Source organism: Streptomyces sp. NPDC048484 (genome assembly GCF_040651415.1).
In the GTDB taxonomy this organism is placed as follows: domain Bacteria; phylum Actinomycetota; class Actinomycetes; order Streptomycetales; family Streptomycetaceae; genus Streptomyces.
Window position 1 is genome coordinate 85822 of record NZ_JBEZJY010000009.1, and the last position, 26275, is coordinate 112096.

Consider the following 26275-nt stretch of genomic DNA (forward strand, 5'->3'; position numbering starts at 1 on the left):
GAGGGCAACGTGACTGCGCGGTCACAAGGAGGGCGTGAGCACGGTGGCCGACACGCGGCATGTCCGTCTCGCAGGTTATCTCCGCCGACGGCAGGGTCGTAAATCGCAGATCACACCTGGGCGGTGATTACGGTCACAGATTGCCAGTCGAAAGGGCCTCACCAGGCTGGGGTTTGCCTGGTGAGGCCCTTCTAACAGCCCCTAAAACTGACCTAAGGGGCGCAGGGCGGCCGGTCCTCACCCCAATGAGGACCAGCCGGCCCCGACCGCAGGGTCTCGGCCGCACGAACCGAACGGCTTTCGGCCGTACGGAGCCTGTGCCCTGCGGAGTCGTGGGGTCGTGGGGTGTCCCGGACGCCGCCGACCGCGTTTTCGACCGGTGGGCCGGCGGACCAGCGGCGGCAGCCCACGTCCGGGTCGCGCCCGGAGATCGGAGGGACGTCCGGACAGACGGGCAGACCGGGCCCGGTCCTAGCCGGGGGACGCCGGAATGTTCCGGTGCCGGTCCCTGATCCCGGCCGCGGTGACGTCGGCGGCGGCGCCGGGCACCAGCGTCGGCCGAACCCTCCCGTTGAACGTGACGGCCTGCGCATCGCCGTGCCGCGGCGATCCGCTGTCGACCGCGGAGTGACACCTCAGCGCACCCGTGGGGTCACCGCCGGGAACTTGGTGCACGGGTGCCTTCGCGGCCCGGGTGACCTGGGCGGCGCCCCGGGCGTGCGCGTGATGGCGCACGTCGTCGTCGGCCACCGCCGCGCGGCCGCCGGCGAACCGCGGCCCGAACTCCGCCGCCACGCTCTCGCCCCGCGCGTGCTTCTCGGCCGCCCGGTCCTGGTCCTTGCCCGCCGCCCCACCCTGCTGCTGTTCCTGCGCCGCCGTACCGGCCGGCAAGGTCTGGCCGGAAAGCGCGGGCGGTGACAGTCCCGGCGGCTCCGGGAGCCCGGGAACGGCCGGCAGTGTGGGCGACTGCGGCTGCGGCAGCGGCAGCGACGGCCACCACTGCGGCGGGGCCGGCTGCTCGGCGACCCCATCGGTGATCTGATCCACCAGATCACCGATGGGCCGTACGACGTGACCGACGGCCGGGGCCACCACACGTTCGGTGACCGGCCGTACGACCTGCTCGATGACAGGCCGTACAACGCGCTGGACTTCGTCGGTGGCGGGCACGACCGCCTCGGGAAGCCCAGGTTGTTCGGAAACAGCGGCGGAGGCAGGGGCAGAGGCGGCCCCGGAGCCGGAGCCGGGGCCGGAAGCCGAGGCGGACGCCGACGAGGCAGCCGACAACAACGAGGTTGTCGAGGTCATCGAGGGTGCCGAGGGCGTCGTCGCCGTCATCCGCTCGACCGAACCCGTCACCGACCGCACCACACCCGTGGGCTTCGAGGCCGACACGACACCGTCCGCCGCGCGTGCCTGCTCTGCGCTCAGGAGCCCCAGCACGAACAACCCGCCCAGCAGCAGCATCAATCGCAGCGCACGCCGTCCCATCGCTCTGCGCGTCACGCGCAGAGCGATACCGGGCAGAGCGGCTGACAGGGCCAAGGCAGGAAGAGTCTCCCGTGCGGAGGGACGAGGCGGAGCGAGGTGCGGAGCGAGGTGCGGTGGAGCGGAGTGAAGTGCGGTGGGGGCACGGCCACAAGGCTGCACGCCCCCCGAAGGCCTGCCGATCCTCGCACGGGACTCCCGAGGTTGCGCAAGCCCCCTGTTACCGATGGATACTCATGTCCGCTTTTTCCGCCGTCTCACCCTTCGCCGCCTCCCCCTTCGCCGCCTCCCCCGTCGCTACCGTCCCGGGCTTCCCGTGTCCGGTATCGGCAGTGGGCGCTTCTCGATCGCCGCCGCCATCACGTCCGGAAAGAGGTCGGGCGTACAGGCGAACGCCGGTGCGCCCAGCCCCGCGAGTGCCGCCGCGTGCTCACGGTCGTACGCGGGAGCCCCCTCGTCGGACAGCGCGAGCAGCGTCACGAACTGCACCCCCGACGCCTTCATCGCGGCGACCCGCTTCAGCATCTCGTTCCGGATGCCCCCTTCGTAGAGGTCGCTGATGAGCACGACCACGGTGTCGGCGGGACGCGTGATCTGCGCCTGGCAGTACGCGAGCGCCCTGTTGATGTCCGTGCCGCCGCCGAGTTGGGTGCCGAAGAGGACGTCGACCGGGTCGTCGAGCTGGTCGGTGAGGTCGACGACCGCCGTGTCGAAGACGACGAGCCGGGTGTCGATGGACCGCATCGAGGCCAGGACGGCGCCGAACACCGACGCGTACACGACGGACGCCGCCATCGAACCCGACTGGTCGATGCAGAGGACGACCTCCTTCTTCACGGACTGCGAAGCGCGTCCGTAACCGATGAGCCGCTCAGGCACGATCGTGCGGTACTCGGGCAGATAGTGCTTGAGGTTGGCCGCGATGGTGCGGTTCCAGTCGATGTCGTGGTGGCGCGGCCGGTTGATCCGGGCACTGCGGTCCAGGGCTCCCGTGAGAGTCGCCCGGGTGCGTGTGACGAGCCGCTTCTCCAGGTCGTCGACCACCTTGCGTACGACGGCCCGTGCCGTTTCCTTGGTCGTCTCGGGCATGGCCTTGTTCAGCGACAGCAGGGTGCCGACCAGGTGGACGTCCGCCTCCACGGCCTCCAGCATCTCCGGTTCGAGGAGCAGGGTGGACAGGCCGAGGCGGTCGATGGCGTCCCGCTGCATGACCTGGACGACGGAGGACGGGAAGTACGTCCGGATGTCCCCCAGCCACCGGGCGACGGAGGGCGCGGACGCGCCGAGCCCGGCCGCACGATCCTGTCCCGACCGCGCCTTGCCGCCCTTCCCGTTCCCGTACAGCGCGCCGAGTGCCCCGTCCATCGCGGCGTCCTGCCCAGCGAGCGCGCAGCCGGTGCCGTCCGCGTCCTCCCCGCCGAGTACGAGCCGCCAACGTCGCAGCCGCTCGTCACCGGCACCGGCACCGGCACCGGCACCGGCCTGACCGGGCGCACCGGTGTGATCCGCCGTTCCCGTACTCATCGGCCCACTCATCTGCCCACCCCCACAAGGTCGTTGTCGTCGACGCTGTTGCCGTCGGCCTCGTCCGGCCCCAGCAGCAGGCGCAGCACCGGCAGTACGGCGTCGGCGCGGTCCGCGTCGAGGTCGGGCGCGAAGCCGGGTGTCCCGGAGACGGTGGCCGCGACGCTCCCGCCCAGGCCCGGGCCACGCCGGACCAGTTCGCCGAGGGTGCGGCGCACCCCGGGTTCGTACGCCGAGAAGGTGCGGCGCAGCAGCGGCAGTACGTCGGTGAACGCGTCCCCCGGCACGCCGGTCAGCCAGGAGTCGACCAGCCCGAGCAGCCGCTCGTCGTGCACGAGCAGCATGCCGCCGCCGGATCCTCCGCCGACGAATCCCTCGATCCAGGCCGCCGCGTCGCCCGGTGCGGTCCCGGGCGACAGGACGAGCCCCATGAGCCGGGCCGCCTGCTCCTGCCCCAACTCCCCGTCGTCCAGCAGCAACCGGACGGCCCTTCCCCGGATGACGCCGGGGACGGTGTCCCGTGCGCTGAGCGTGCCCAGCACGGAATGCCACCGGTCGCGTATACCGGCACGGGCGTCGTCCTCACCTCCCTCCGCCAGCAGCCCCACCGCGCCGTGCACCGCGTCGACGTGCCCCCGCATTTCCTCGGCTGCCTCCGTGTCGAGAGCCGCGCACGCCGGGGGCAGTCCGACGAAGACCCGCTCGGCGAGCCTCGCGGCGACCTCGGCCAGGGCGTGGGTTCCCGTGCCCCGTACGTCGCCGTAGCGGAGGGAGCGGACCAGGGCGGGCAGCGCCTGGGCGAGGTGGCCCACGTCGGCGTCCAGAGCGGCGCGGTCGGCGAGGACGCGCATCACCACCGGAAGGGCGTCCGGGAGTTCGGCGAGGAGACAGCGCTCCGCGAGGCCCGTGACGTCGGCCAGGGACCGTGCGCCGACGGCGTCCGTCTCGGCCTTCGCGGTGGCGGCGGCGATCACGGTCGTTCCCCACACACCGGCCTCGGCGACCCGCACCGCGAGTTCCGGCTCCCAACGCAGTCGCCAGGTCTCCCGGAACGTACCCGTGCTGCCGCGTGACGCGGCCGGCTCTCCCCACTCGACGCCGAGGAGGCGCAGCCGGTGCAGCAGTCTGCTGCGCCCGCCGTCGGTCTCCTTGCGCAGGTCGAGTTCCAGGTCCCGCTCCTGCGCCTCCGGCTTGAGCCGCAGCCGTCGCTGAAGCCGGGCGAGGTCGCGCTGCAGGGGGACCGCGGGCGCCGACGCGGGCACCTCGCCCAGGACGTCGCCGACGACCAGCCGGTCGTGCACGAGCGCGAGCGGGACGTCCGAGCCCTCGCACATCACGGCCCGTACGGCGTCGGTGGTCTCGGTGAGGCCCGGCAGGGGCCGGCCCCGCATCGCCGCGAGCGTGTCGGCGAGCCGCACCGCCTCGATGACGTGCGCGGGCGAGACGAGCCGGTCCTCGTCCCGCAGCAGCCCGGCCACCTTCGTCATCCAGCGCTCGATGGGGCGGTCGGCCGCGGCGAACAGGTGCCCGTACCAGCCGGGCGAGTCGATGCCCGCGCCGTAGCCACTCATGCGGGAGAGCCGCCGGTGGGTCCAGGGCACCCAGGTCATGTCGGCCTTCACCTTGGGTAGTCCCTTGAGCAGGGCCCGGTCGGCGGCGACGGTCGTCCGCTGCCGCAGCGCGGGCACATGCCAGGCGCCGCACACCACGGCCACGTCGTCCTCGAACTCCCGCTGGGCCGCCCGCACCTGGAGGCGCATGTAGGCCTCGCGCACGAGATCCCGGTCGTGTCCCCCCGTCCCGTAGACCTCCCGCAGTGCCTCCATGGCTTCGCCGAGTACGTCGAACGGTGCGAACGCGTCCTCTCCCCCCGCCCCCCGGTGCTCGATCACGTCCTCCCACCACCGCTCGGGGTCGTCGTACCCGGCGGTCTCGGCGAGCACGGCGAGCGGGTCGATCCGTACGGCCCGAGCGGGCTCGGCACGGAGTGCGTCCGGCCCTCCGTCCCTCTCCCTCGCCTTCTCGTCTCCGTTCTCCCCTTCCTTTTCCTTTCCGTTCTCCCCCTCTTCGCCGCCCTCGTCCTCCTCGCGTCCCCAGGCGAGCGTGTGCGTGGCCGGGAGGTCGATGAAACGGGCCGGCACCTCGTGCTCCAGGGCCCAGCGGATGGCCACCCACTCCGGTGAGAACTCGGCGAGCGGCCAGAACGCCGACCGTCCGGGCTCGTCCACGACATGCGCGAGGAGCGCGACGGGCGGCCGCATGTCCTCGTCGGCGGCGAGCGCGATCAGCGTGTCGGCCTCCGGCGGCCCTTCCAGGAGCACCACGCGCGGTTGCGCCTCGTCGAGTGCCGCCCGCACGGCCCGCGCCGAGCCGGGCCCGTGGTGGCGCACCCCCAGCAGCAGGGGCCCGGGCGCCCGGCGGGCCTCGCGCCCCGCTTCGTCCTCGCTCACGCGCTCACCTCCCGGCAGGCCCGGTAGAAGTCCTTCCAGCCGTCGCGCTCGCGGACGACCGCCTCCAGGTACTCCTGCCAGATGACGCGGTCGGCCGCCGGATCCCGGACGACGGCACCGAGGATGCCCGCGGCCACGTCGCCCGCGCTCAGGACGCCGTCCCCGAAATGGGCGGCCAGGGCGAGGCCGTTGGTGACGACGGAGATCGCCTCGGCGGTGGACAGCGTGCCGCTGGGCGACTTGAGCTTCGTACGGCCGTCGGCGGTGACGCCGTCGCGCAGCTCACGGAAGACGGTGACGACGCGGCGGATCTCGTCGATGCCGTCGGGCACGGCGGGCAGGTCCAGGGAGCGCCCGATCTGGTCGACCCGGCGCGAGACGATGTCGACCTCGGCGTCGGCGCTCGCCGGCAGGGGCAGGACCACCGTGTTGAAACGGCGGCGCAGGGCGCTCGACAGGTCGTTCACGCCGCGGTCGCGGTCGTTGGCCGTCGCGATGAGGTTGAAACCCCGCACGGCCTGCACCTCCGAGCCCAACTCCGGTATGGGCAGGGTCTTCTCCGACAGGATCGTGATGAGCGTGTCCTGTACGTCGGCGGGGATACGGGTCAGTTCCTCGACCCTGGCCGTCATGCCCTCCGCCATCGCCCGCATGACCGGGCTGGGCACCAGTGCGTCCCGGCTCGGGCCGTGCGCGAGCAGTTGCGCGTAGTTCCAGCCGTACCGGATCGCCTCCTCCGGTGTGCCGGCCGTGCCCTGCACGAGAAGGGTGGAGCCCCCGCTGACCGCTGCGGCCAGATGCTCGGACACCCACGTCTTCGCCGTGCCGGGTACACCGAGCAGAAGCAGTGCCCGGTCGGTGGCGAGCGTGGTGACGGCCACTTCGACGATGCGGCGCGGCCCCACGTACTTCGGCGTGATCACTGTGCCGTCCGGGAGAGTGCCGCCGAGCAGGTACGTCGCCACGGCCCACGGTGACATCCGCCAGCGGGCGGGCCGCGGGCGGTCGTCCTGCGCGGCCAGCGCGGCGAGCTCGGCGGCGAACGCCTCCTCGGCGTGCGGCCGCAGCTCCTCGCCCCTGTCCGGCGTGGACGGGACGGAAGCCGTGGGCACGCCTTCGGACTGGTGGTGGTTCGGGTCGACGGACATCGGGTCGACGGACACGGACATGGAGCGGTCCCCCTTGCGGCTCGGCCGGTTCGGATCTGGTTCCACCGTGCACCACGCCACTGACAATCGGTTCTGACCTGCGCAAACGTGCTCGCTGCGGGCGATTGTCAGTGGTGGGATCTACCGTCGGTTGCATGACTCAGCAGGGGGTGCGCTGGACAGCGGATCAGGTGCTGGCACTGGCGCCTGACACCGCGTCACGCAAGGCGGGCAGCAAGCTCGGCGCGGCCGGGCCATGGTCGGAGGCGGGCAGTTCTGACGAGGGGACGGTGTGGGGACTGTGCAGGGGAAGCGGCAGCAAGCCGTACCGGACGGTGATCGACATCGCGGACTCCACCGGGCCCGCGTACAAGTGCAGTTGTCCGAGCCGCAAGTTCCCGTGCAAGCACGCGCTGGGACTGCTGCTGCTCTGGGCCGGCGAGGACGGCACCGTGCCTCGGGGGCAGGCGCCGGACTGGGCGGACGAGTGGATCGAGAGCAGGAGGAAGCGCGCGGACGACCAACACGCGGCGAGCGCTGCCGGTTCCCCGCCCGCCGGTGATCCGGATGCGGCGCGGCGCAGGGCGGAGCGGCGGGCCGAGTCGATCACGGCGGGGGCGGCGGAGCTGGAGCAGCGGCTGACCGACCTGCTGCGGGGCGGTCTGGCCTCGGCGGAACAGGCGGGGTACGGGATGTGGGAGGAGACGGCGGCCCGCATGGTCGACGCGCAGGCACCGGGGCTTGCCGCGCGGGTGCGGGAGTTGGGGGCGATACCGTCGTCCGGCCCCGGCTGGCCGGTACGGCTGCTGGAGGAGTGCGCGCTGCTCCACCTCCTCGACCAGGGGTGGCTGCGCCGTGAGCTGCTGCCCGACGCTCTGGCCGCCACGGTCCGCTCCCGGATCGGGCTGCCCGGCTCGGCGGACGGTCCGCCGGTGCGCGACCAGTGGCTGGTCCTGGCCCAGTACGACACCTCGGACAGCCGCCTCACGACCCGCCGTATCTGGCTGCACGGGGCCGGGTCGGGGCGCACGGTCCTGCTCCTCTCCTACGGGGCCGCCGGGCGCGCACCGGAGCTGGCGTTGCCCGTCGGGCTGACGCTCGACGCGGAGGTGTCCGGGTATCCGGGTGCGGGGCAGTTGCGGGCGGCGCTGGGTGACCGGTTCGCGCCTCCGGCGCCCACGGAGTTCCGGCCGCCGGGGGTGGACGTGGCGCGGGCCGTGACCCAGTACGGCGAGGCGCTCCGGGACGACCCGTGGCTGGAATCCCGCCCGGTGACGCTCGGCCGTGTCGTACCGACCCCGGACGGCGACAGCTGGCAGCTGGCGGACGCCGACGGTGGACTCGCCCTGCCGCTCACCCCGGCCGCCCGGTCCCGATCCGGTCTCTGGCGCCTGGTCGCCCTCTCCGGCGGCGCACCGGTGACGGTCTTCGGAGAGTGCGGCCACCTCGGCTTCTCCCCCCTCACGGCCTGGCCGGAGGGGCCGGGCGAGGCGGTGACCCTGTGCTGACGGCCCCGCCCTCCAGCTTTCTCGGCCCCCACGGCGTACCCGGTCCGGCGCCCCGATCCGACTCGCCCCCTACAGCTTCAGCCGCTATGGCTCCACCCGCTATGGAAGGGATGCTCATGACCAGTACCCCCGCTCCCACAGAGGCGCCCGCCGGAAGCCGCTGGGAGGAGCTTGTGACCGCGGCGCTGCTGGGAACCGCGCGCCGTGCGCCGACGGGAGTCGGGCCCGGGCGCGACGCGCCGACGGCGTTGCTGGACGCGGCGGCCGTGGAGACCGTGCGGCGACGGGCCGGGATGCGGCCGGGGCGGGCGGCGGCCCGGATCGAGCCTGTGGCGGAGGACTCTCGCCCCGCGCTGCCGCCGGCGGCGGCACGCAGGCTGACGATGCTGCTCGCCGACCGGCCGGGGACGGGGAGCGGCGGACGCAGGGGTACGGCGCCCGATCTCATGGAGCTGTTGCCGCAGTGGCTCGCCACGGCGAACCGGCATGGTTTCGCGGCTCCTCCACAGGCGCTGCCCGCACTGCTGGACGCGGCCCGGGGGCGTACGGACATCCGGCCGGCGGTGCTGGCGTTCGCGGGACCGCGGGCCCTGTGGCTGGCCCGGCTGAACACGGACTGGCGGTTCGCGTTGCGGTCGACGCCGGGCGGCGGTGCGGTCCTGCCCGGGCCCAAGGAGCCGGAGCGGGTGCGGGAGCTGTGGGAGGAGGGGCTGTTCGCCGAACGGGTCGCGCTCCTGTCGTCGGTCCGGGCACGGGACGCGGCGGCCGCGCGGGATCTGCTCTCCACGACCTGGGCGTCGGAGCGGGCCGAGGACCGGTTGATGTTCCTCGACTCGTTGCGGACGGGGCTGTGCGCGGCGGACGAGCCGTTCCTGGAGGGGGCGTTGGCCGACCGGAGCCGCAATGTGCGGGCCACCGCGGCGGAGCTGCTGTCCGCTCTGCCCGGCTCGGCGCTCGCCGGGCGGATGGCGGAGCGAGCGGTGTCCTGCGTCGCGGTCGACCATACGCTCGGCGCGCCGACGATAGCGGTGGAGGCGCCGCACGAGTGCGATCCCGGCATGGAGCGGGACGGCGTGGTCTCCAAGGCTCCGGCGGGGCGTGGTGAACGGTCGTGGTGGCTGGGCCAGTTGATGGAGGCGGCACCGCTCGGTACCTGGTCGCGACGGCTCGGCGGGCGTACGCCGGAGGAGATCGTGGCACTGCCGGTGGCCGACGACTGGCAGGACGAGCTGCATGCCGCGTGGTGCCGGGCGGCGGTGCGTCAGCGTGACCCTTCCTGGTCCAGAGCGCTGCTGGGGACACCGGCGGCGCCGGAGGCGGGCGGGCCCGGAGCGGTGTCCCTCGCCGAGCGGGCGAAGCTGCTCAGCACGCTGGCGGCTTCGGAGCGGGCCCAATGGGTGGCGGGGTTCATCGCCGTGCACGGACTGTCCGAGGCGTTTCAGCTGCTCGGGGTGTGCACGGTGCCCTGGGCCGGCCCGTTGGGCGGGGCCGTGGTGGACGCACTCAACATCGCGCGGGACGCGGGGAGTTATCCATGGAGTTTCAGCGGGGTCATGGGACTGGCCGAACGCTGTCTGGACCCGGCGGAGGCCATCCGTCTCGAAGCACTCACAGCCGTCCCCGACGAGTCGGAGAACGCGGCTCCGGGCGCCGGAGGCTACTGGGCCGAATCCTTCCAACGCCTGGTCACCACACTGCGCCTACGCGCGGCAATGCAAAGCGAACTCACCCGGACATGACCCCGGCCCCTCGGGCCCCGGGCCATCAGGCCGGCGGAGCCCTACGCGGGCTGCCGGACGTTGGCGCGCACCCAGTCCACGATCGACGTCGTCGTGGCCCCCGGCGTGAAGATCTCGGCGACGCCCTTCTCCTTGAGCGGTGCGATGTCCGCCTCGGGGATGATCCCCCCGCCGAACACCTTGATGTCCTCGGCGTCGCGCTCCTTCAGGAGTTCGATGACGGCGGCGAACAGGGTGTTGTGCGCGCCGGACAGGATGGAGAGACCGATCGCGTCCGCGTCCTCCTGGATCGCCGTGCCCACGATTTGCTCGGGCGTCTGGTGGAGGCCGGTGTAGATGACCTCCATACCGGCGTCCCGCAGCGCCCGCGCGATCACCTTCGCCCCGCGATCGTGCCCGTCGAGCCCCGGTTTGGCCACCACCACGCGGATCGGACCGGTTGTCACACCCATCACTGCCTCCATGAACCGACTAGCCCACCTCGCACCATACGGCCCGGGGAAGTGAACGAACGTTATCGCCAGCATCCCGCAACCGGCAGTTTCGCGGTGGAGACCGAGGGGGAAATCACACCGTGGGACAAGTTCGCAGCGCACCGACCGCCACACCGCGACACACAGTTCGCAGGCGGGACGAGCGCAAGGGAAACCGCTACGAGGTCTCCGCACCTCCGCGCCGTCAGCCGCGCGACGGGGTGGTGCGGCGTACCGGCGATCGCACGACGACGGGCACCCCGTCGCTCCACCGGCGTCACACCCACGCCGCACGTGCACCGTCGCCGTCCTCACTCACCGGCTTCCCACTAGGGCACACGGGGGACAGAGGGTTCCTGCCGTGCGCCGACGGGAGGTCGGCCATGAAGGTCAACAGGACATTGCTGCCCCTTCTTCCACTCTGCCAGCGTCTGCTCCCCAGCAGACTGGCCGGACTCTCCCTGACCCTGCTCAAGGCGACGGCCCTGGAGATCGCGATCCTCGCGGGCCATCTCGTCCTCTACCCCTCCGGCATCACCTCGGAGCGCCGCCCGTCCCCGGTCCCGGCCCAGTCGCCGGCCGATCCGCCCGACCCGGATCTCGGCACGGGCCTCGGCCCGCACGGCACCGCAGACACCGCCCGGCTGCCCACACCGGACAAGCCCCCGGTCGTCCTGCTGCACGGCTTCATAGACAACCGCTCGATCTTCGTCCTGCTGCGCCGTTCGCTGGCCCAGCACGGCCGGCAGCAGATCGAGTCGCTCAACTACTCTCCGCTGACCTGTGACATACGGGCCGCAGCCGAGCTGCTCGGCCGGCACATAGAGGAGATCTGCGAGCGCACCGGCCGCCAGGAGGTGGACATCGTCGGGCACAGCCTCGGTGGGCTGATCGCGCGCTATTACGTGCAGCGTCTGGGGGGTGACGTCCGCGTCCGGACCCTGGTCACCCTGGGTACACCGCACGCGGGCACACGCGTCGTGCCGCTGATGAACGCGCACCCGATCGTTCGCCAAATGCGCCCGGGTTCCGGCGTGCTGGAGGAGTTGCGCGAGCCGGCGCCGCACTGCCGCACGCGGTTCGTGAGCTTCTGGAGCGATCTCGACCAGTTGATGGTCCCGTTGGAGACGGCGTGCATCGCGCACCCGGATCTGCTCGTGCAGAACGTACGGGTGAGCGGAATCGGGCATCTCGCCCTGCCGGTGCACCCGGCGGTCGCGGCCGGCATACGCCAGGCCCTGGACGCCGAGGAGGAAACCGCCCGCGCCGCCGCTCACACCGGCGGCCTGACAGTGGCGTAACGGGACAGCTTCAACGGGAACGGCGTCACCGGAAGGCGTAACCGGAAGCAGGTGTCTGGACGCGGTCCACCCTGAACCGGAGCCTCGGGAAGCGGCCAGAAGCGCCGCAAGCGGAAGCCGCATTCGGCTCCGGAGACTTCGTTTCTTCGAACATTCATCGAACGCAAGGCCAAGGCTGTGCCCATACACCGCCGAAAGGCGGCCGAATGCCCGTTTCCTGAGAGGAGGAAACCTGCCGAAGATTGTCGCGCCCTCATACCGCCGGGTACAGTCACCGCACTGCTCTGCCAGCCCCTGTTGTCGAGGCGAAAGAGAAGTTGGTGAACGACCGTCACCCGTCGGGGACCGTAACTCCCCCGGCTCCGGCTCCCGAGGCCATCTCGGCGCACTACGCGTCCTATGGCCAGCAGGAAGCCCCGTACGGCGACTTCACCATGCACGACGGGTACCCCGCCACCGGTTTTGAACCGGCCGTCACCGGCTCTTACGGCACGACGGGCGGCTACGACACGACGGGCGCCTACCCGACGACCACGTTCGACACCGATCCCCTCTTCGGCGATCTGCCCGGCAACGGAAGCGGAACCGACGGCAGCGGCGGCGCAACGGGTTCGTACGACGCCACGACCGGGGCATCTCCCAGCGGTAACTGGCGGCATTCCACCGGCAGTCATCAGACGCTGAACTACGACCCGTACGCGGCCCAGCACCACGCCGCCTACGAGACCGGCAGCTATGACACGAGCGGTGTCTGGCCGAATACCGGTTACCAGCAGCTCGGTGAGATCCCGGCGCAGGCCGGGAGCCCCGACGGCACCGGGCAGTGGGACGCGAACGCCTGGCGCCAGGCAGACCCGGTCGACCCCACCCAGCAGTGGACGGCGCCGACCTTCGAGACGGGCACGTACGACGCCACGGCGTGGAACTCGGACGGCGGCGAGCAACACCAGGGACAGCACCAGGGACAGTCCCAGGCGCAGCCCCACGCCCAGGCCGAGACCCAGCTCCACGCGCAGGCGCACCCGCAGGCGGAGCACGAGTCGTACGACCAGCAGGACGCGTACGACCGTCACGTCGCGTACGACCAGCAGGCCACCAGCACGTTCGAACAAGTTCCCTATGAGGAACAGGCCACCGCACAAGGCGAGTTCGGCCGCTCAGACCATGCCGATGACATCGCCGACTCGGACCCCGGAACCCACGCGGACGACGAGCCGTCGCCGCTCGAAGGTGCCGAGGAGATCGCTCCGGTCTCCGCCGCCGCCCCGGGCACGCGTGCCGCGTCCCGCGCGGCGGGCCGTTCCGCTTCCCGGTCGTCGCGCCGCCGCCCCCCGCCCAAGCGTTCCGCGCTGTTGACGATCGCCGTGCCCTCGGCGTGCGTGATGGGTGTCGCGGGCATCGCCGCAGCGTCCGTGACCGGTGGCGACGACGGCGGAGACGATGTCCGCACGACAGCCGCCGCGCCCGATGCGAGCCCCGTGAAGCCGTCTGCCGCGAACAACAAGCTGGACGCCCAGCTGGAGAACCTCTCCGCGGACGCGGACGACTTCGCCGACCGGGCGAGCCGTACGCAGGAACGTATCGACTTGAAGGCCGAGCGGGTCGCCGAGAAGCAGAAGGCGGCGGCGGACGCGGCCCGCAAGGAGCGGCTGCGTCCGAAGTTCGCACTGCCGGTCGAGCGGCACGGGCTCAGCGCCTACTACGGTCAGGCCGGCATCAACTGGATGTCCGTGCACACCGGTATCGACTTCCCGGTCTCGTACGGCACGACGGTGATGGCCGCGACCGACGGGACCGTCCGTACGCAGTGGAACAGCGCCTACGGAAACATGGTCATCGTGACGGCCAAGGACGGTACGGAGACCTGGTACTGCCACCTCTCCACGTACAAGGTCGCCTCGGGGACGGTCGTGAAGGCCGGCGACCCGATCGCCTACTCCGGCAACTCCGGCAACTCCACCGGCCCGCACCTCCACTTCGAGGTACGTCCCGGCGGCGGTTCGGCGATCGATCCGCTCCCGTGGCTGCGCAGCCACGGAGTGGACCCCACGTAGGCGAGCCCTCGGACCGGCGACCCCGCCTCACTCGTCCGGCAGGATCTCCCGCGTCTCCCTGTCTTTCCCGGGGACCTCCCGGCTTTCCGGTTTTCCTACAGCTTCTCAACCGGCGCGTACCGCAGTAGCAGACGCTTCGGCTTCTCGCCGCCGAAGTCGACCGTCGCCTCCGAGTTCGCCCCCATGCCCTTCACCCCGACCACCGTGCCGAGGCCGAACTGGTCGTGCGTGACCCGGTCTCCGACCGCCAGCGACACCACCGGCTTGTCCGAAGCACCCCGCCGCGTCGCGAAGCCGGACGCGCCCGAGGCCGCCGAACGGGAGAGGGAGGACGACAGGGAAGCTGCCACACCGGCGGCCGGGCCGGTGGCCACAGGCCCCATGGACCCCCTGCGCTTCCAGTCCAGATGTGCGTCCGGGATCTCCTCCAGGAAGCGGGACGGCGGGTTGTACGAGGGCTGCCCCCACGCACTGCGCATCGACGCCCGCGTCAGATACAGCCGCTCACGGGCGCGCGTGATGCCGACGTACGCGAGCCGCCGCTCCTCCTCCAGCTCCTTCGTCTGGCCGAGGGCGCGCATGTGCGGGAAGACGCCGTCCTCCATGCCGGTCAGGAAGACGACCGGGAATTCGAGGCCCTTGGCGGTGTGGAGGGTCATCAAGGTGATGACGCCTGAGCCGTCCTCGTCCTCGTCGGGGATCTGGTCGGAGTCGGCGACCAGGGCCACCCGCTCCAGGAAGGCGGCAAGCCCGGCCGGCGTCTCACCCTCGCCCTCGGCTCCACCTTCACCGTCGGCCCCACCTTCACCCTCGGCTCCGCCTGCGCCTGCGGCCTCGGCGCGGCCCGACTCCTGCTCGAACTCCAATGCCACCGAGGCGAGTTCCTGGAGGTTCTCGATGCGGGTCTCGTCCTGCGGGTCGGTGGAGCTCTGCAACTCGGCGAGATATCCGGTGCGTTCGAGGATCGCCTGCACGACGGTCGCCGGGCCCGCGCCGGACTCGACGATCGTACGGAGGTCCTCCATCAGCGTGTTGAACCGCTTGACGGCGTTGGTCGAGCGAGCCGCCATGCCGTACGCCTCGTCGACGCGGCGCAGCGCCTGCGGGAAGCTGATCTTCTCGCGCTGGGAGAGCGCGTCGATCATCGCCTCGGCGCGGTCGCCGATGCCGCGCTTGGGTACGTTCAGGATGCGGCGCAGCGGTACGGAGTCCTCGGGGTTCGCGAGCACACGCAGGTACGCGAGGACGTCCCGGACCTCCTTGCGCTCGTAGAAGCGGACGCCGCCGACGACCTTGTAGGGCAGACCGACCCGGATGAAGATCTCTTCGAAGACACGGGACTGGGCGTTCGTACGGTAGAAGACGGCGACGTCGCCGGCCTTCGCGTCGCCCGCGTCGGTGAGACGGTCTATCTCGTCGGCGATGAACTGGGCCTCGTCGTGCTCGGTGTCGGCGACGTAGCCCGTGATGCGCGCACCCGCGCCCGCGTTGGTCCACAGGTTCTTGGGACGCCGGGACTCGTTGCGCTCGATGACCGCGTTGGCGGCGGTCAGGATCGTCTGCGTGGAGCGGTAGTTCTGCTCCAGCAGGATCGTGGTCGCGTTCGGGTAATCCTCCTCGAACTGGAGGATGTTGCGGATCGTCGCGCCACGGAAGGCGTAGATCGACTGGTCGGCGTCACCGACGACGCACAGCTCGGCGGGCTGGAGATCGTCCTCCCCGGGCGGGATGTCCTCGGGGTGCTCGGCGGAGGGCGCGGCGGTGCCGACGAGCTCCCGGACGAGGGAGTACTGCGCGTGGTTCGTGTCCTGGTACTCGTCCACGAGGACGTGACGGAAGCGGCGACGGTAATGCTCGGCGACGTCGGGGAAGGCGCGCAGGAGGTTGACCGTCGTCATGATCAGGTCGTCGAAGTCCAGCGCGTTCGCCTCGCGCAGCCGCGATTGGTACATCGCGTAGGCCTGGGCGACAGCCTTCTCGAAACCGTCGCCCGCCTGGGCGGCGAAGTCCTCCTCGTCGATCAGCTCGTTCTTCAGGTTCGAGATCTTGGCGCTGAAGGACTTCGGAGGGAAGCGCTTGGGGTCCAGGTCCAGGTCGCGGCAGACCAGGGCCATGAGGCGCTTGCTGTCGGCGGCGTCGTAGATCGAGAAGGACGAGGTGAAGCCGAGCTTCTTGCTCTCGCGGCGCAGGATCCGCACGCAGGCGCTGTGGAAGGTCATCACCCACATGGCGTTCGCCCGCGGGCCGACGAGCTGCTCGACGCGCTCCTTCATCTCGCCCGCGGCCTTGTTCGTGAAGGTGATCGCGAGGATCTGGCCGGGGTGCACCTTGCGCTCGCCCAGCAGGTGGGCGATCCGGTGCGTCAGTACACGGGTCTTGCCGGAACCGGCGCCGGCCACGATGAGCAGGGGTGAGCCGTGATGGACCACCGCCGCGCGCTGGTTCTCGTTCAGCCCGTCCAGGAGCGCGGCCGGATCCATGAGCGGCCGGGGGGCGCCGTCACGGTAGTACCCGCCCCCGCCTTCGGCGGAGGCCTGTCGGCTCGGCGGCACGTCAAAACGCCCGCCGAACAGGTCGTCCGGAACCGGAACCGGATCCGGCGCCTCGTCCTCGGGCGGCGGCGGCTCTTCCTCATGACCCTGCGAGGGCTTGAGGTCCGCCAGGAAGCTGTCATCAAAGAGGCTGCTCATCGCTCTCCGAGTCTAGGCGCCCCCACTGACACCCTGCCGCCACCCCGGAAACTCGGCGGAATCCGACCGGCCGACCAGGACAAGCTCTCACTCACCATCACCACCTCACCACGGTCTGCGACCGACCGGTCGGGCCGGGACACACCCTCTCCACACCGCAGCCAACTCTGGCCGATTGACAGCCAACGGCGCGGAGTAGACGGAATTCACCACTCCACGCCACTGCCGCACCACTTCGGACAACTCACCCCAGACAATGACCAATTGACACCCAGAAGCGAAGCCCGAGACCCAGATAACGAAAATCTATCGGGCAAATCGCACATCAAACTTCACAGGAGCCACACGAATTGGCTAACTTTCGAGTAGGTCGCTCGACCCGCACCGGCGAACAACGCCGGGCCGAGCGGACTCCGCCGAATCCGGTACGCCCTCATGGCCTCCGGAACCGGGGACCCAACCGATCTTGGGGTGAATCGGTCCGACTCCCTCGCGGGACGAGGACCGTAGGGCAAACCTTCCGGAGCATTCGCCCGAACCCGACAGCTAACTCGGTAGGCGGATGACGGAAGGAGACGCCCTCGTGGCGCCACACCGCAAGTCGCGGCCCCCCAGTTCCATGGGCATACGGACGCCGGCCATTGCCACCGCGGCCCTGACCTCGGTGGCCCTGCTCTCCCAGACGGCGGACGCCTCGCCGGCCGCGGAGCCCGCCCCGAGCACTCCGAGCATGGAGGAAGTCCAGAAGAAGGTCGACGACCTCTACCAGCAGGCGGGTACGGCCACCGAGAAGTACAACGCGACCAAAGAGAAGACCACCAAGCAGCGCAAGCGCGTCGACACCCTCCTCGACGACGTGGCGAAGCGCACGGAGAAGCTCAACAGCGCGCGCGAGTCGCTCGGGTCCTTCGCCACCTCTCAGTACCGCACAGGAGCCTCCGCCCCCGACACGGCTCACCTCCTCCTCGCGGACGACCCGCAGGACTACTTCGACCAGACCCAGCTGATGAGCCGGCTGACCGCTCGGCAGCAGCAGGCCGTCGACGACTACGCGACGCAGCAGGCCGCCGCATCGAAGAAGCGGCAGGAGGCGTCCGAGGGCCTGGAGACGCTCACCACGACACAGAGCACGCTGAAGGCGTCCAAAGCTGACGTCCAGCGGAAGCTCGGCACGGCGCGCGAACTCCTTTCGAGGCTGACCGCCGAGGACAAGGCCCGGCTCGCGGCGATCGAGCGCGAGAGGCAGCAGGAGGCCCGCCGCAAGGCGGACGAACTGGCCCGGCAGCAGGCGGCCGACGCGGAGCGCCGACGCCAGGAGGCGGCGGCACGGGCCCAGCAGGCCCAGCAGGACACGGGCGCCACCACGAGTACGGGTACGGGAGCTGGCACAGGTACGGGTACGGGTACGGGTACGGGGAGCGTGCCGGGCTCCGATTCCGCAGCCACGGCCAAGGCCGCCAAGGCGCTCGCCTTCGCCCGCGCCCAGACCGGCAAGCCGTACGTCTGGGGCGCGAGCGGCCCCGGTTCGTACGACTGCTCCGGGCTCACCCAGGCCGCCTGGAAGGCCGCCGGTGTCACCCTTCCGCGCACGACGTGGGACCAGGTCGAGACCGGCACGACGGTCTCCGTGGACCACGCCCAGCCCGGTGACCTCGTCTTCTTCTACGACGACATCAGCCACGTCGGCATCTACATCGGCGACGGCATGATGATCCACGCCCCCAAGCCGGGTGCGTACGTCCGCGAGGAGTCGATCTACTACATGCCGATCCACAGCGTGGTGCGACCGGCGTAAGGACACCGCTCGCAGGCCGGGAGCCGGACAACAGCCTCCGCCTTCCGGCTTCTCGCTTCCGGTACTTTCCGGCGCCTTCCGGCTGTCGCTCAGGTCCAGAGCAGCGCGATGAAGATGTTCACCGTGGTCAGTCCGCCCACCAGGCCGAACAGCCCCTTCTCCACCTTCTCCTCGTCGCGTTTCACGTAGACGAGGCCGAGGATCACGACCAGCAGGGCCAGTTTCACGCCGATCTTGATGTTGTTGACGGTCTGGTCGTCGGCCTGGTTGAGGCCGACGAGGACCGCGCCGGTGACCAGCATGGTCAGTGCGCCGTGGAGCATGGCGGGGGTGAAGCGGGCCGTGCCGTCGCCCATGGCCTTCATCTGGGTGAGGAAGCCGCCCAGCAGGGAGGCGATGCCGATGATGTGCAGGGCGACGAAGACATGAATGAGTACGTCCATGAGCCCGGACCCTAACCGGACGCCCGCACCCCGCCTCGCACCACCCCGGCCGCCACAGCGTCGCGGCTGTGTGCCCAGCACCCCTGCCAGAGCCAGAGCCAGAGCGCGAACCGCATAACGCGAAGCCCATCGTGGCGCGGGCCCCGTAGCACGGTCTTTTCCGCCGTTCCCCCACAACGCACGCATCGGTCACCCCAGCACGCCAAGTCGATGGCGCCGGGTCCGGATCACGGTCGCATCCGGTCACCTCATGCCCGACTGTCACCACTTCCGTACATGCCGTTACCAACGGCCCACCGCCAGGTTTAGCGTCCTTCCCCAGGTGACCGGCTCCCCACCACAACCGCCCGGGTCAGGGGCGGCAGTCGGCACCACCGCCAGAAAGGTCCGGCGGCGGTCCGCTCCCCCTGTGCGGGCCGCCGCCGGACGTGCAACCGGCCCTTGAAACCGCCGCCGTGGACGTACCAGCGCCTCGGCGGCCGCACGGAAGGAACGTGGATCGCACGTGGCAGCGCACCGCAAGCCCAGGCAGCGCTCACTCGGCGGCGGTACGGCCCGCACCGCCTTCACCATCGCGCTCGTGGGCGCGGCGAGTGCGACCGGCTTCGACGGGACGGGGGTTGCCTCGCCCGACCTGACGCCGGCGCAGGTGAAGGCCAAGGTCGACAAGCTGTACCAGGAGGCGGAGGTCGCCACCGAGAAGTACAACGGGGCCAAGGAGAAGTCCACGAAGGCGGCCGACCGGCTGGGCACCCTCCAGGACGAGGCCGCACGCAAAACAGAACGGCTCAACTCCGAGCGTGACGCACTCGGTTCGTTGGCGACCGCCCAGTACCGGGGCGAGGGTATCGATCCCTCACTGGGGCTGCTGCTCTCCTCGAACCCCGATCAGTACCTGGACGGGGCCGCGTTCGCCGAGCGGGCCGGCCACCGGCAGGCTTCAGCGGTGTCGCGTGTACGCACCCAGCTGCGCGAGATCGAGCAGTTGCGCGGCGCCGCACACGTCGAACTCACCTCGCTCAAGGCACGGCAGGCGGATCTGAAACGGCACAAGAAGACGGTCACCGGGAAACTGGGCGAGGCACGCCAACTGCTGTCGCGGCTGTCGGACGAGGACCGGGCGCGTATCGGCGCGGACGACCCGGACACGGCACGTGCCTCGCGTTCCGGCTCGGCCCCACGCGGCCTCGGCGCGGGCTCCGCCACGACCGCCCCCGGCTCCTCCTCCCACTCCCGCTCGGCGGCGGCGGTCTCGTACGCCTACGGGAAGCTCGGCAGCCCGTATGTGTGGGGTGCCACCGGCCCCGACGCTTTCGACTGCTCGGGGCTGATGCAGGCCGCGTTCCGCGCCGCGGGCATCTCACTGCCCCGGACGACGTACGCGCAGATCAACGCGGGCCGACGCGTCTCACGTTCCGAACTCCAGCCCGGTGACCTGGTGTTCTTCTATTCGGGCATCAGTCATGTGGGGCTGTACGTGGGCAACGGGCAGATGGTCCACGCGCCCAACCCGTCGGAGCCGGTGCGGGAGGCGCCGGTCGACGAGATGCCGTTCGCGGGGGCGACTCGCGTGACGTGAGCGGCGGGACGGGGCTGCGGGCGTCACGTGAACCGGGCCTGGTCGTGCCGTCAGAGCCCCTGCCACTCCCCTTTGGCTCTCTAACCGGCCACCTCATTGGCCCTGTCCACGGAACCGTTCCCGGACCAGGCTCACGGCTATGACCACACCTGCCGACGCCACAGCCACAACACCCACTGCCACCACCCCCACCCTCGCCTCTGCCCCGTCCCCTGCCCCTGCCCCTGCCCCTGCCGTCATGAAGCCCGTCGACTACGTTCACGGCTACTCCGCCCACGAGTCCCGCCGCCTCGGCGACCAGGCCGACACCCTCGCGGAACTCCTCCACGCCGGTACGGCGTATCCACCGGGCAGCAAGGTCCTGGAGGTCGGCTGCGGCGTGGGCGCTCAGACGGTCCATCTGGTCGCGGCAAGCCCGCAGGCCCGTTTCACGGCGGTGGACATCTCGGCCGACTCACTCGCCGCGGCCCGCGCACGGGTAACGGCCGACCGCCCCCGCGCCTCCGTAACCTGGCATCAGGCCGACCTCTTCGACCTCCCCTTCCCGGAAGCCACGTTCGACCACGTCTTCGTCTGCTTCGTGCTGGAACACCTGGCCGACCCGCAGCGCGCGCTCACCGCTCTGCGCCGCGTCCTGCGCCCCGGCGGCACCCTCACGGTCATCGAGGGCGACCACGGTTCGGCGTTCTTCCACCCCGACAGCGCGGACGCCCACGCCGCCATCGGCTGCCAGGTCCGACTCCAGCGCGCGGCCGGGGGAAACGCCCTGCTGGGCCGCCAACTCCACCCGCTCCTCACCACCGCCGGATACCAAGGGGTCACCGTCCGCCCCCACCCGGTCTACGCCGACCGCTCCCGCCCGCCCCTGGTCGAGGGCTTCACCCGCAACACCTTCATCACCATGATCGAGTCCGTACGGGAGGACGCCCTGGCCGCGGGCCTGACGACCCCCGAGGCCTTCGACCGCGGCGTGACGGACCTGTACCGAACGGCGGGCGAGGACGGCACCTTCCACTACACGTTCTTCAAGGCCGTGGCCGTTAACCCGGATTGGCCACCATCGCCGCGCGCCAGTCGCTGAATTCGTTGCAGCCGGGCTGACTCTTCAACGGCTCACGCGCGCAGCGGCGGGGCCCGAAGCACGGGGCTCAGGCGTCGGCGTTCAGGTGCGGCCGGTGTACGCGACGAAGGCGGCCCAGGCGTGCGCCGGGGCCGCGAGCAGGGGGCTCCGAGCGCCGCGGAACCTCAGCAGCATGCCGGCCTCCTCTCGTCGCGCACAAGGGCATCCGTGTGATCACACACGCGCCCCCGGACGGCCATACCGGTCCGCAGTGTGGCCGGGTCGCACCAGCCGTCAGACCAGCCGTCACACCAACCTGCGTGCCGTCGCCCACCTCGTCAGTTCGTGCCGGTTCGACAACTGCAGCTTGCGGAGGACGGCCGAGACGTGGGACTCGACCGTCTTGACGGAGATGAAGAGCTGCTTGGCGATCTCCTTGTACGCGTATCCCCGGGCGATGAGGCGCAGGACCTCGCGTTCGCGCTGGGTGAGTCGGTCGAGGTCCTCGTCGACGGGCGGGGCGTCGGTCGAGGCGAAGGCGTCGAGGACGAAGCCGGCCAGGCGGGGCGAGAAGACGGCGTCGCCGTCCTGGACGCGGAAGATGGAGTCGACGAGATCCGCGCCGGTGATCGTCTTCGTCACGTAGCCGCGGGCGCCGCCCCGGATCACACCGATGACGTCCTCGGCGGCGTCCGACACGGACAGCGCGAGGAAGCGGACCGGTTGCTCGGCATCGGACATCAACGGCGAGCAGCGGCGCAGTACTTCGACCCCGCCGCCGCCCGGCAGGTGCACGTCGAGGAGGACGACCTCGGGGCGCGTCGCGGTGATGACCGTGACCGCCTGGTCGACGTCCGCGGCCTCGCCGATCACCTCGACACCGGTCTGCTCGGTCTGCCCGATCTCCGCCTGGACTCCGGTACGGAACATGCGGTGGTCGTCGACGAGCACCACACGCGCCCGCCGCCCTGGCGCGGAACCCGCCGGGTCCTCGGCCGCGCCCGCGCCGGTCGCGCCGACACCGGTCGCGCCGGCGTTCGGCTCGACCGCTCCGGTCGGTTCGTTCGCGTCGCTCATGTCTCCGCCCTCTCCATCTCCAGCTCGACTTCCGTGCCGCCGTCCGGCACCGCGCGCAGCCGGGCCGTACCGCCGTTGCGCTCCATGCGGCCGATGATCGATTCTCTGACGCCCATGCGGTCGGCGGGTATCGCGTCCAGGTCGAACCCGGGGCCGCGGTCCCGGACCGACACGAAGACGGTCCTCCCCTCGACCTCGGCGAAGACCTGCACCGCGCCGCCCTCGCCACCGTACTTGGCCGCGTTCACCATCGCTTCCCTCGCGGCCTGCATCTGGGCGCCGGTCCTGTCGTCGAGCGGGCAGTCGCCGACGACCACGACCTCGATGGGGACCCCGTGCTTGTCCTCGACCTCCGCCGCACTGCGCTTGACGGCCTCGGCGAGGGTGTCGGGCTCCTCCGGCTCGTCCTTGCCGGTGCCCTCCGGTCTGTAGAGCCAGTTGCGCAGGTCGCGCTCCTGGGCGCGGGCGAGCCGTCGGACCTCGCTCGCGTTCTCCGCGTTGCGCTGTATCAGGGTCAGGGTGTGCAGCACCGAGTCGTGGACGTGCGCGGCGACTTCGGCCCGCTCCTGGGCGCGGATACGCATCAGGCGCTCCTCGGAGAGGTCCTGGGTCATCCGCACGAGATACGGACCGGCCAGCAGCGCTATCCCGACGAGGACGGCGAGCGCGGCCTGCAGGACCGAACCGAGGTGGGCGGCGGAGCCCTGCAGGACGAATGTCCCGGAGACTCCCGCGGCGACGAGCAGGACCCCGGCCGCGGAGCGGAACAGTGTGATCGTGCGCTTGCGGCGCCCGGCCTCCATCCAGCGGGCCCGTCGCGCGTTGTCCGCCTGGCGCCAGACCAGGGCCACGCCCGCGCCGACGAGGACGGTGGGCCAGAGGTAGGCCTTGGCCCCGCCGCTCAGATCGACGTTCTCCACGAAGACCATGGCCACGACGACCATCGCGAGCAGCGCGACGATCTGCCCCTTGTCGGGCTTGCGGGCCACGAGTCTGCGGCGGCCGTCGGGCGCGGTCTCGGTGGCGAGGGCGGGAGGCCGCTCGGCGTCCACGCCACCGACGCCGAGCGGGACGAAGAACCAGAATGCCGCGTACAGCAACGCCCCCAGGCCGTCCGCCATGAACAGGCCCGCGAAGACCAGCCGCACCCAGATGACAGGCAGGCCGAGATGCCCGGCGAGCCCCCGCGCCACGCCCCCGAGCCAGCGTCCGTCGCTGCTGCGGTAGAGCTTGCGCGGAGGCCGCGGGTCCTCGACGGTCAGAGCTGCGGCATCCGGCATGCCATCGATATTCACACGCCGGGACCCGCCGGGCATCAGGGTCGACCCCCGAGACTCCCCTGATCTTCGAATCCGGCCTCGGGGCGGTGCCGGGCGGGGCCAAACAGGGCAGGATGGGGCCGGACGGGCCGTGCCGACCGGCGTCGCGCGGCATGCGGATCGTCCCCGGGGTCGAATTCAGGGTTCGACCAGGGTCGTACCCACTGCCGCCGTGCCTTCGTGGCAGTCACCATGGACGTATGAGCGATCAGCAGCACGCCGCGGCGGGCCCGGCGTCGGCAGGCCGGGCACCGACGGGCCCTGCGCCGGCGAGGGAGAAGCCGCGCGCGGCGGGCGTGAGAGGCGCACCTGAGGACCCGGTAGTGCCCGAAATCCCGCGCAGGTTCCGCCGCGACCGGCGGCACAAGATGCTGAGCGGTGTGTGCGCGGGGCTCGGGCGGCAGTGCGACATGGACCCGGTGATCTTCCGGATCGTGCTCGCGGTGCTCTCGGCGATCGGCGGCCTCGGCCTCATCTTCTACGGCTTCGCCTGGCTCTTCGTCCCGTACGACGACGAGGAGGAGAACGAGGTGCGCAAGCTCCTCACCGGCCGCGTCGACGGCCAGGCGCTGGCGGGCGTGCTGTTCGCCCTGGTCGGCTGCGGTGTGTTCCTCTCCATGCTGAACAACGCAAGCGTGCTGACCTTCGCGGCGACGCTCTCCCTGCTCCTCGCGGGCGCCGGCTACTGGTCGCGGCAGCGAGGCACCGACGACCCCGCCCCGTCTCCCAGCTCCCGGCCGCGCGCGAACAGGGGAGGTCCCATCGCCGCGCAGGCCGTCGCCGACGCCCCGCCGGAGGCCCAGGCACCGCCCGTGCCCGCCTCCTTCCCCTCCTGGTGGCGCGAGCCCATCGTCAAGGACGGGACGTATGTGGGCGGCACGGGCTATCTGTGGGGTCCCAGGAGCACACGGGACCGCGACATCGAGGCGGCGATCACCATCGCGCACGGCGGCGGCGCCGACCGGGACATACGGACGCGTGACCCCAAGCCCCGCGGCCCTCGCTGGATCGGCGGCCGGGTGTTCCTGCTCGCCCTCGTCGCGGGCGGGCTCGGTACGAAGGCAGCCTGGGACGACCACACGCTCGGCACCAGCCTCCAGACCGGCCTGGCCTGTGCCCTGGTCGTGCTCGGCCTGGGCATCGCGGTCAGCGCGTTCCTGGGGCGTACGGGAGCAGGGTCGGTCTTCCTCGCGATCGTCACAGCGGTCCTGCTGGCGTGCTCGGCGGTCCTGCCGAAGGACATCACGCCACACTGGGAACGCAGGGACTGGACGCCGGCCACGGCGGCCGCCGTACAGCGGCAGTACGACCTGGGTACGGGCGCCGGAATCCTCGATCTCAGCAGGATCAGCCTCGGCAAGGGCCGGACCGTGACGACGAACGTCGACGTGGGCATAGGCCGGCTCAAGGTCCTCGTGCCGAAGAACGCGACGCTGAAGCTGGACGTCGAAGTGGGCGTCGGCGACATCCAGTTGCCCGGGGACGACGAACAGGATGTGGACGTTGCTCCGGGCAAGCACAAACAACTGACACTCACGCCCCCGGACGGGAGCAAGGACGGCGGCACGCTCGACCTCACTCTCGACGTCGGCGTCGGACAAGCGGAGGTCACCCGTGCTGCGTCATGAATTCCAGCCCGGCCGGCTCGTCGCGGGCTTCTTCATCGCCCTCACGGGTGTCATCTACGCCGGCGACGCGGGCGGCCTCTGGGAGACTCCATGGTTCGCGGTGATCCCGCTGGTCACCGGAGGTCTGTGCCTGGCGGCCGTGACGGGCGGCCTGGCCCAGGGAATACGCCGCCGCCGGCGCCGCCGGCTGCCCTCGCGGGACAGCACGCACGCCCCGGGCTGAGCCAGGCCCCGGGCCGCCGCCCAGCCGCGCCGAGAACCGGGCGCGTGCCGTGTCGTGCCTGCCATTCCATGCCAACAGCGACGGTCGGCGGTCGGCGGTCGGCGGTCGATCTAGTAGGCGCCCGTCCGGCGCCTACGGCGGGACCGCAGCTTGGCGTCGATGGAGAACACCCCGGCACCGGCGAGCACGAGGGGGAGCCAGGCCATCAGGTAGGGGAGGTCGTTACCGAAGTAGTACGGGTCCGAGGCCCAGCTCATCGTCAGCCAGAGACTGAGAGAGATCAGTGCTCCGCCGAACGCGGCGAGGCGGGCCAGCAGGCCGATCAGGGTGCCGATCCCCACCGCGAGTTCGCCAAGGGCGATGGCATAGCCGAAACCGACGGGGTTCTTGAGAGACAGGTCGATGAGGGCGGGAACGGCCGACGAATCACGGACCGCACGCATCATGTCGCCGATCGAGCCTGCCCCGGCGTCGGACATGAACGCGCTGTCGGTGAGTTTGTCGAGCCCCGCATAGATGAAAGTGACGCCGAGGAAGACCCGCAGCGGCAGCAACGCGTACCGCGTGGCGGTGTCCCGCCAGTCCCCGCCGCCGTCGTCCGCGTACCCGGAGTGCGTGTCCATCCGCATGCCGTGAGCCATAGCCTCCGCCACCTCTCAACCGCCGAACGGTTCACCCCTCAACAAGACAATACGTACCGCGGCGCATCCCCGCTCAAGACCGGACGGACAAATTTTCACCACGTCCACCCGAACATCCCCTTTGATCCCGATCGT

Annotated in this window: 19 protein-coding genes and 1 riboswitch; of the genes, 9 read left to right on the plus strand and 10 right to left on the minus strand. The window is 71.1% G+C overall.

Features of this window, described 5'->3' with window-relative positions; translation table 11 throughout:
- Nucleotides 1–471: 471 nt before the first annotated feature.
- The 4 genes from AB0D14_RS11520 to AB0D14_RS11535 form a co-directional block, all read right to left on the minus strand.
- The gene (locus tag AB0D14_RS11520; protein WP_362777180.1) at nucleotides 472–1506 is read right to left on the minus strand and encodes a hypothetical protein; all 1035 of its coding nucleotides are present in this window, start codon (nucleotides 1504–1506) and stop codon (nucleotides 472–474) included.
- Nucleotides 1507–1785: 279 nt separating this feature from the next.
- The gene (locus AB0D14_RS11525; RefSeq protein WP_362777182.1) at nucleotides 1786–3012 is read right to left on the minus strand and encodes a VWA domain-containing protein; all 1227 of its coding nucleotides are present in this window, start codon (nucleotides 3010–3012) and stop codon (nucleotides 1786–1788) included.
- A gap of 8 nt (nucleotides 3013–3020) precedes the next feature.
- The gene (locus tag AB0D14_RS11530) at nucleotides 3021–5462 is read right to left on the minus strand and encodes a DUF5682 family protein (RefSeq protein ID WP_362777185.1); all 2442 of its coding nucleotides are present in this window, start codon (nucleotides 5460–5462) and stop codon (nucleotides 3021–3023) included.
- The gene (locus AB0D14_RS11535) at nucleotides 5459–6631 is read right to left on the minus strand and encodes an AAA family ATPase (protein WP_362777188.1); all 1173 of its coding nucleotides are present in this window, start codon (nucleotides 6629–6631) and stop codon (nucleotides 5459–5461) included. The genes AB0D14_RS11530 and AB0D14_RS11535 overlap by 4 nt, the downstream gene beginning before the upstream one ends.
- A gap of 134 nt (nucleotides 6632–6765) precedes the next feature.
- On the opposite strand from AB0D14_RS11535, the gene AB0D14_RS11540 reads away from it, so the two are divergent.
- Nucleotides 6766–8118 (plus strand): SWIM zinc finger family protein, encoded by a 1353-nt coding sequence (locus AB0D14_RS11540; protein WP_362777191.1) that lies wholly within the window; start codon nucleotides 6766–6768, stop codon nucleotides 8116–8118.
- 116 nt (nucleotides 8119–8234) lie between these two features.
- The gene (locus AB0D14_RS11545) at nucleotides 8235–9857 is read left to right on the plus strand and encodes a DUF5691 domain-containing protein (RefSeq protein ID WP_362777193.1); all 1623 of its coding nucleotides are present in this window, start codon (nucleotides 8235–8237) and stop codon (nucleotides 9855–9857) included.
- 41 nt (nucleotides 9858–9898) lie between these two features.
- Here the strand turns inward: AB0D14_RS11545 and AB0D14_RS11550 are convergent, their stop codons facing one another.
- A complete protein-coding gene (locus AB0D14_RS11550) occupies nucleotides 9899–10309 on the minus strand; it encodes a cobalamin B12-binding domain-containing protein (RefSeq protein ID WP_362777196.1) in 411 nt (136 codons plus the stop codon).
- A 404-nt stretch (nucleotides 10310–10713) separates the two neighbouring features.
- Between AB0D14_RS11550 and AB0D14_RS11555 the strand changes: the two genes are divergently transcribed.
- Nucleotides 10714–11631, plus strand: a complete 918-nt coding sequence (locus tag AB0D14_RS11555) for an alpha/beta fold hydrolase (protein WP_362777198.1) — start codon at nucleotides 10714–10716, stop codon at nucleotides 11629–11631.
- Nucleotides 11632–11951: 320 nt separating this feature from the next.
- Nucleotides 11952–13685, plus strand: coding sequence for a M23 family metallopeptidase (locus tag AB0D14_RS11560; protein ID WP_362777200.1), 1734 nt, complete (start codon nucleotides 11952–11954; stop codon nucleotides 13683–13685).
- 95 nt (nucleotides 13686–13780) lie between these two features.
- On the opposite strand, the gene pcrA is transcribed toward AB0D14_RS11560, so the two are convergent.
- Entirely contained in the window at nucleotides 13781–16375 is a 2595-nt protein-coding gene (pcrA, locus tag AB0D14_RS11565; protein ID WP_362777201.1) for a DNA helicase PcrA, read from the minus strand.
- Between the two features lie 404 nt (nucleotides 16376–16779).
- Nucleotides 16780–16952: riboswitch (cyclic di-AMP (ydaO/yuaA leader) on the plus strand.
- A gap of 6 nt (nucleotides 16953–16958) precedes the next feature.
- Here pcrA and AB0D14_RS11570 point away from each other — a divergent pair.
- Nucleotides 16959–18170 (plus strand): NlpC/P60 family protein, encoded by a 1212-nt coding sequence (locus tag AB0D14_RS11570; RefSeq protein ID WP_362777203.1) that lies wholly within the window; start codon nucleotides 16959–16961, stop codon nucleotides 18168–18170.
- Nucleotides 18171–18259: 89 nt separating this feature from the next.
- Here the strand turns inward: AB0D14_RS11570 and AB0D14_RS11575 are convergent, their stop codons facing one another.
- A complete protein-coding gene (locus AB0D14_RS11575) occupies nucleotides 18260–18613 on the minus strand; it encodes a hypothetical protein (protein WP_362777206.1) in 354 nt (117 codons plus the stop codon).
- Between the two features lie 505 nt (nucleotides 18614–19118).
- Between AB0D14_RS11575 and AB0D14_RS11580 the strand changes: the two genes are divergently transcribed.
- Both AB0D14_RS11580 and AB0D14_RS11585 read left to right on the plus strand, forming a co-directional pair.
- Nucleotides 19119–20192, plus strand: coding sequence for an NlpC/P60 family protein (locus AB0D14_RS11580; RefSeq protein WP_362777208.1), 1074 nt, complete (start codon nucleotides 19119–19121; stop codon nucleotides 20190–20192).
- A gap of 238 nt (nucleotides 20193–20430) precedes the next feature.
- Nucleotides 20431–21273: an L-histidine N(alpha)-methyltransferase gene (locus tag AB0D14_RS11585; protein ID WP_362777210.1), complete on the plus strand. Its 843-nt coding sequence runs from the start codon at nucleotides 20431–20433 to the stop codon at nucleotides 21271–21273.
- A gap of 285 nt (nucleotides 21274–21558) precedes the next feature.
- Here the strand turns inward: AB0D14_RS11585 and AB0D14_RS11590 are convergent, their stop codons facing one another.
- Both AB0D14_RS11590 and AB0D14_RS11595 read right to left on the minus strand, forming a co-directional pair.
- Nucleotides 21559–22329, minus strand: coding sequence for a response regulator transcription factor (locus tag AB0D14_RS11590; protein ID WP_362777212.1), 771 nt, complete (start codon nucleotides 22327–22329; stop codon nucleotides 21559–21561).
- Complete coding sequence (locus AB0D14_RS11595) at nucleotides 22326–23609, minus strand: PspC domain-containing protein (RefSeq protein WP_362777215.1); 1284 nt, start codon at nucleotides 23607–23609, stop codon at nucleotides 22326–22328. The genes AB0D14_RS11590 and AB0D14_RS11595 overlap by 4 nt, the downstream gene beginning before the upstream one ends.
- Before the next feature lie 239 nt (nucleotides 23610–23848).
- Here AB0D14_RS11595 and AB0D14_RS11600 point away from each other — a divergent pair, with 239 nt between their 5' ends.
- Together AB0D14_RS11600 and AB0D14_RS11605 are read left to right on the plus strand one after the other, a co-directional pair.
- Complete coding sequence (locus AB0D14_RS11600; RefSeq protein ID WP_362777217.1) at nucleotides 23849–25276, plus strand: PspC domain-containing protein; 1428 nt, start codon at nucleotides 23849–23851, stop codon at nucleotides 25274–25276.
- Nucleotides 25263–25499, plus strand: a complete 237-nt coding sequence (locus AB0D14_RS11605) for a hypothetical protein (RefSeq protein ID WP_362777218.1) — start codon at nucleotides 25263–25265, stop codon at nucleotides 25497–25499. The genes AB0D14_RS11600 and AB0D14_RS11605 overlap by 14 nt, the downstream gene beginning before the upstream one ends.
- Nucleotides 25500–25609: 110 nt before the next feature.
- Here AB0D14_RS11605 and AB0D14_RS11610 read toward each other — a convergent pair whose 3' ends face one another.
- Complete coding sequence (locus tag AB0D14_RS11610) at nucleotides 25610–26140, minus strand: DoxX family protein (protein ID WP_362777219.1); 531 nt, start codon at nucleotides 26138–26140, stop codon at nucleotides 25610–25612.
- Nucleotides 26141–26275 lie beyond the last annotated feature (135 nt).

Bases quoted from the DNA above. Each gene is read 5' to 3' on its own strand.
- AB0D14_RS11585 (WP_362777210.1), top strand. From the start codon at position 20,431: ATGAAGCCCGTCGACTACGTTCACGGCTACTCCGCCCACGAGTCCCGC.
- AB0D14_RS11540 (WP_362777191.1), top strand. From the start codon at position 6,766: ATGACTCAGCAGGGGGTGCGCTGGACAGCGGATCAGGTGCTGGCACTG.
- AB0D14_RS11600 (WP_362777217.1), top strand. From the start codon at position 23,849: ATGAGCGATCAGCAGCACGCCGCGGCGGGCCCGGCGTCGGCAGGCCGG.
- AB0D14_RS11555 (WP_362777198.1), top strand. From the start codon at position 10,714: ATGAAGGTCAACAGGACATTGCTGCCCCTTCTTCCACTCTGCCAGCGT.
- pcrA (WP_362777201.1), bottom strand. From the start codon at position 16,375: ATGAGCAGCCTCTTTGATGACAGCTTCCTGGCGGACCTCAAGCCCTCG.
- AB0D14_RS11595 (WP_362777215.1), bottom strand. From the start codon at position 23,609: ATGCCGGATGCCGCAGCTCTGACCGTCGAGGACCCGCGGCCTCCGCGC.
- AB0D14_RS11535 (WP_362777188.1), bottom strand. From the start codon at position 6,631: ATGTCCGTGTCCGTCGACCCGATGTCCGTCGACCCGAACCACCACCAG.
- AB0D14_RS11610 (WP_362777219.1), bottom strand. From the start codon at position 26,140: ATGGCTCACGGCATGCGGATGGACACGCACTCCGGGTACGCGGACGAC.
- AB0D14_RS11550 (WP_362777196.1), bottom strand. From the start codon at position 10,309: ATGGGTGTGACAACCGGTCCGATCCGCGTGGTGGTGGCCAAACCGGGG.
- AB0D14_RS11545 (WP_362777193.1), top strand. From the start codon at position 8,235: ATGACCAGTACCCCCGCTCCCACAGAGGCGCCCGCCGGAAGCCGCTGG.
- AB0D14_RS11575 (WP_362777206.1), bottom strand. From the start codon at position 18,613: ATGGACGTACTCATTCATGTCTTCGTCGCCCTGCACATCATCGGCATC.
- AB0D14_RS11525 (WP_362777182.1), bottom strand. From the start codon at position 3,012: ATGAGTACGGGAACGGCGGATCACACCGGTGCGCCCGGTCAGGCCGGT.
- AB0D14_RS11590 (WP_362777212.1), bottom strand. From the start codon at position 22,329: ATGAGCGACGCGAACGAACCGACCGGAGCGGTCGAGCCGAACGCCGGC.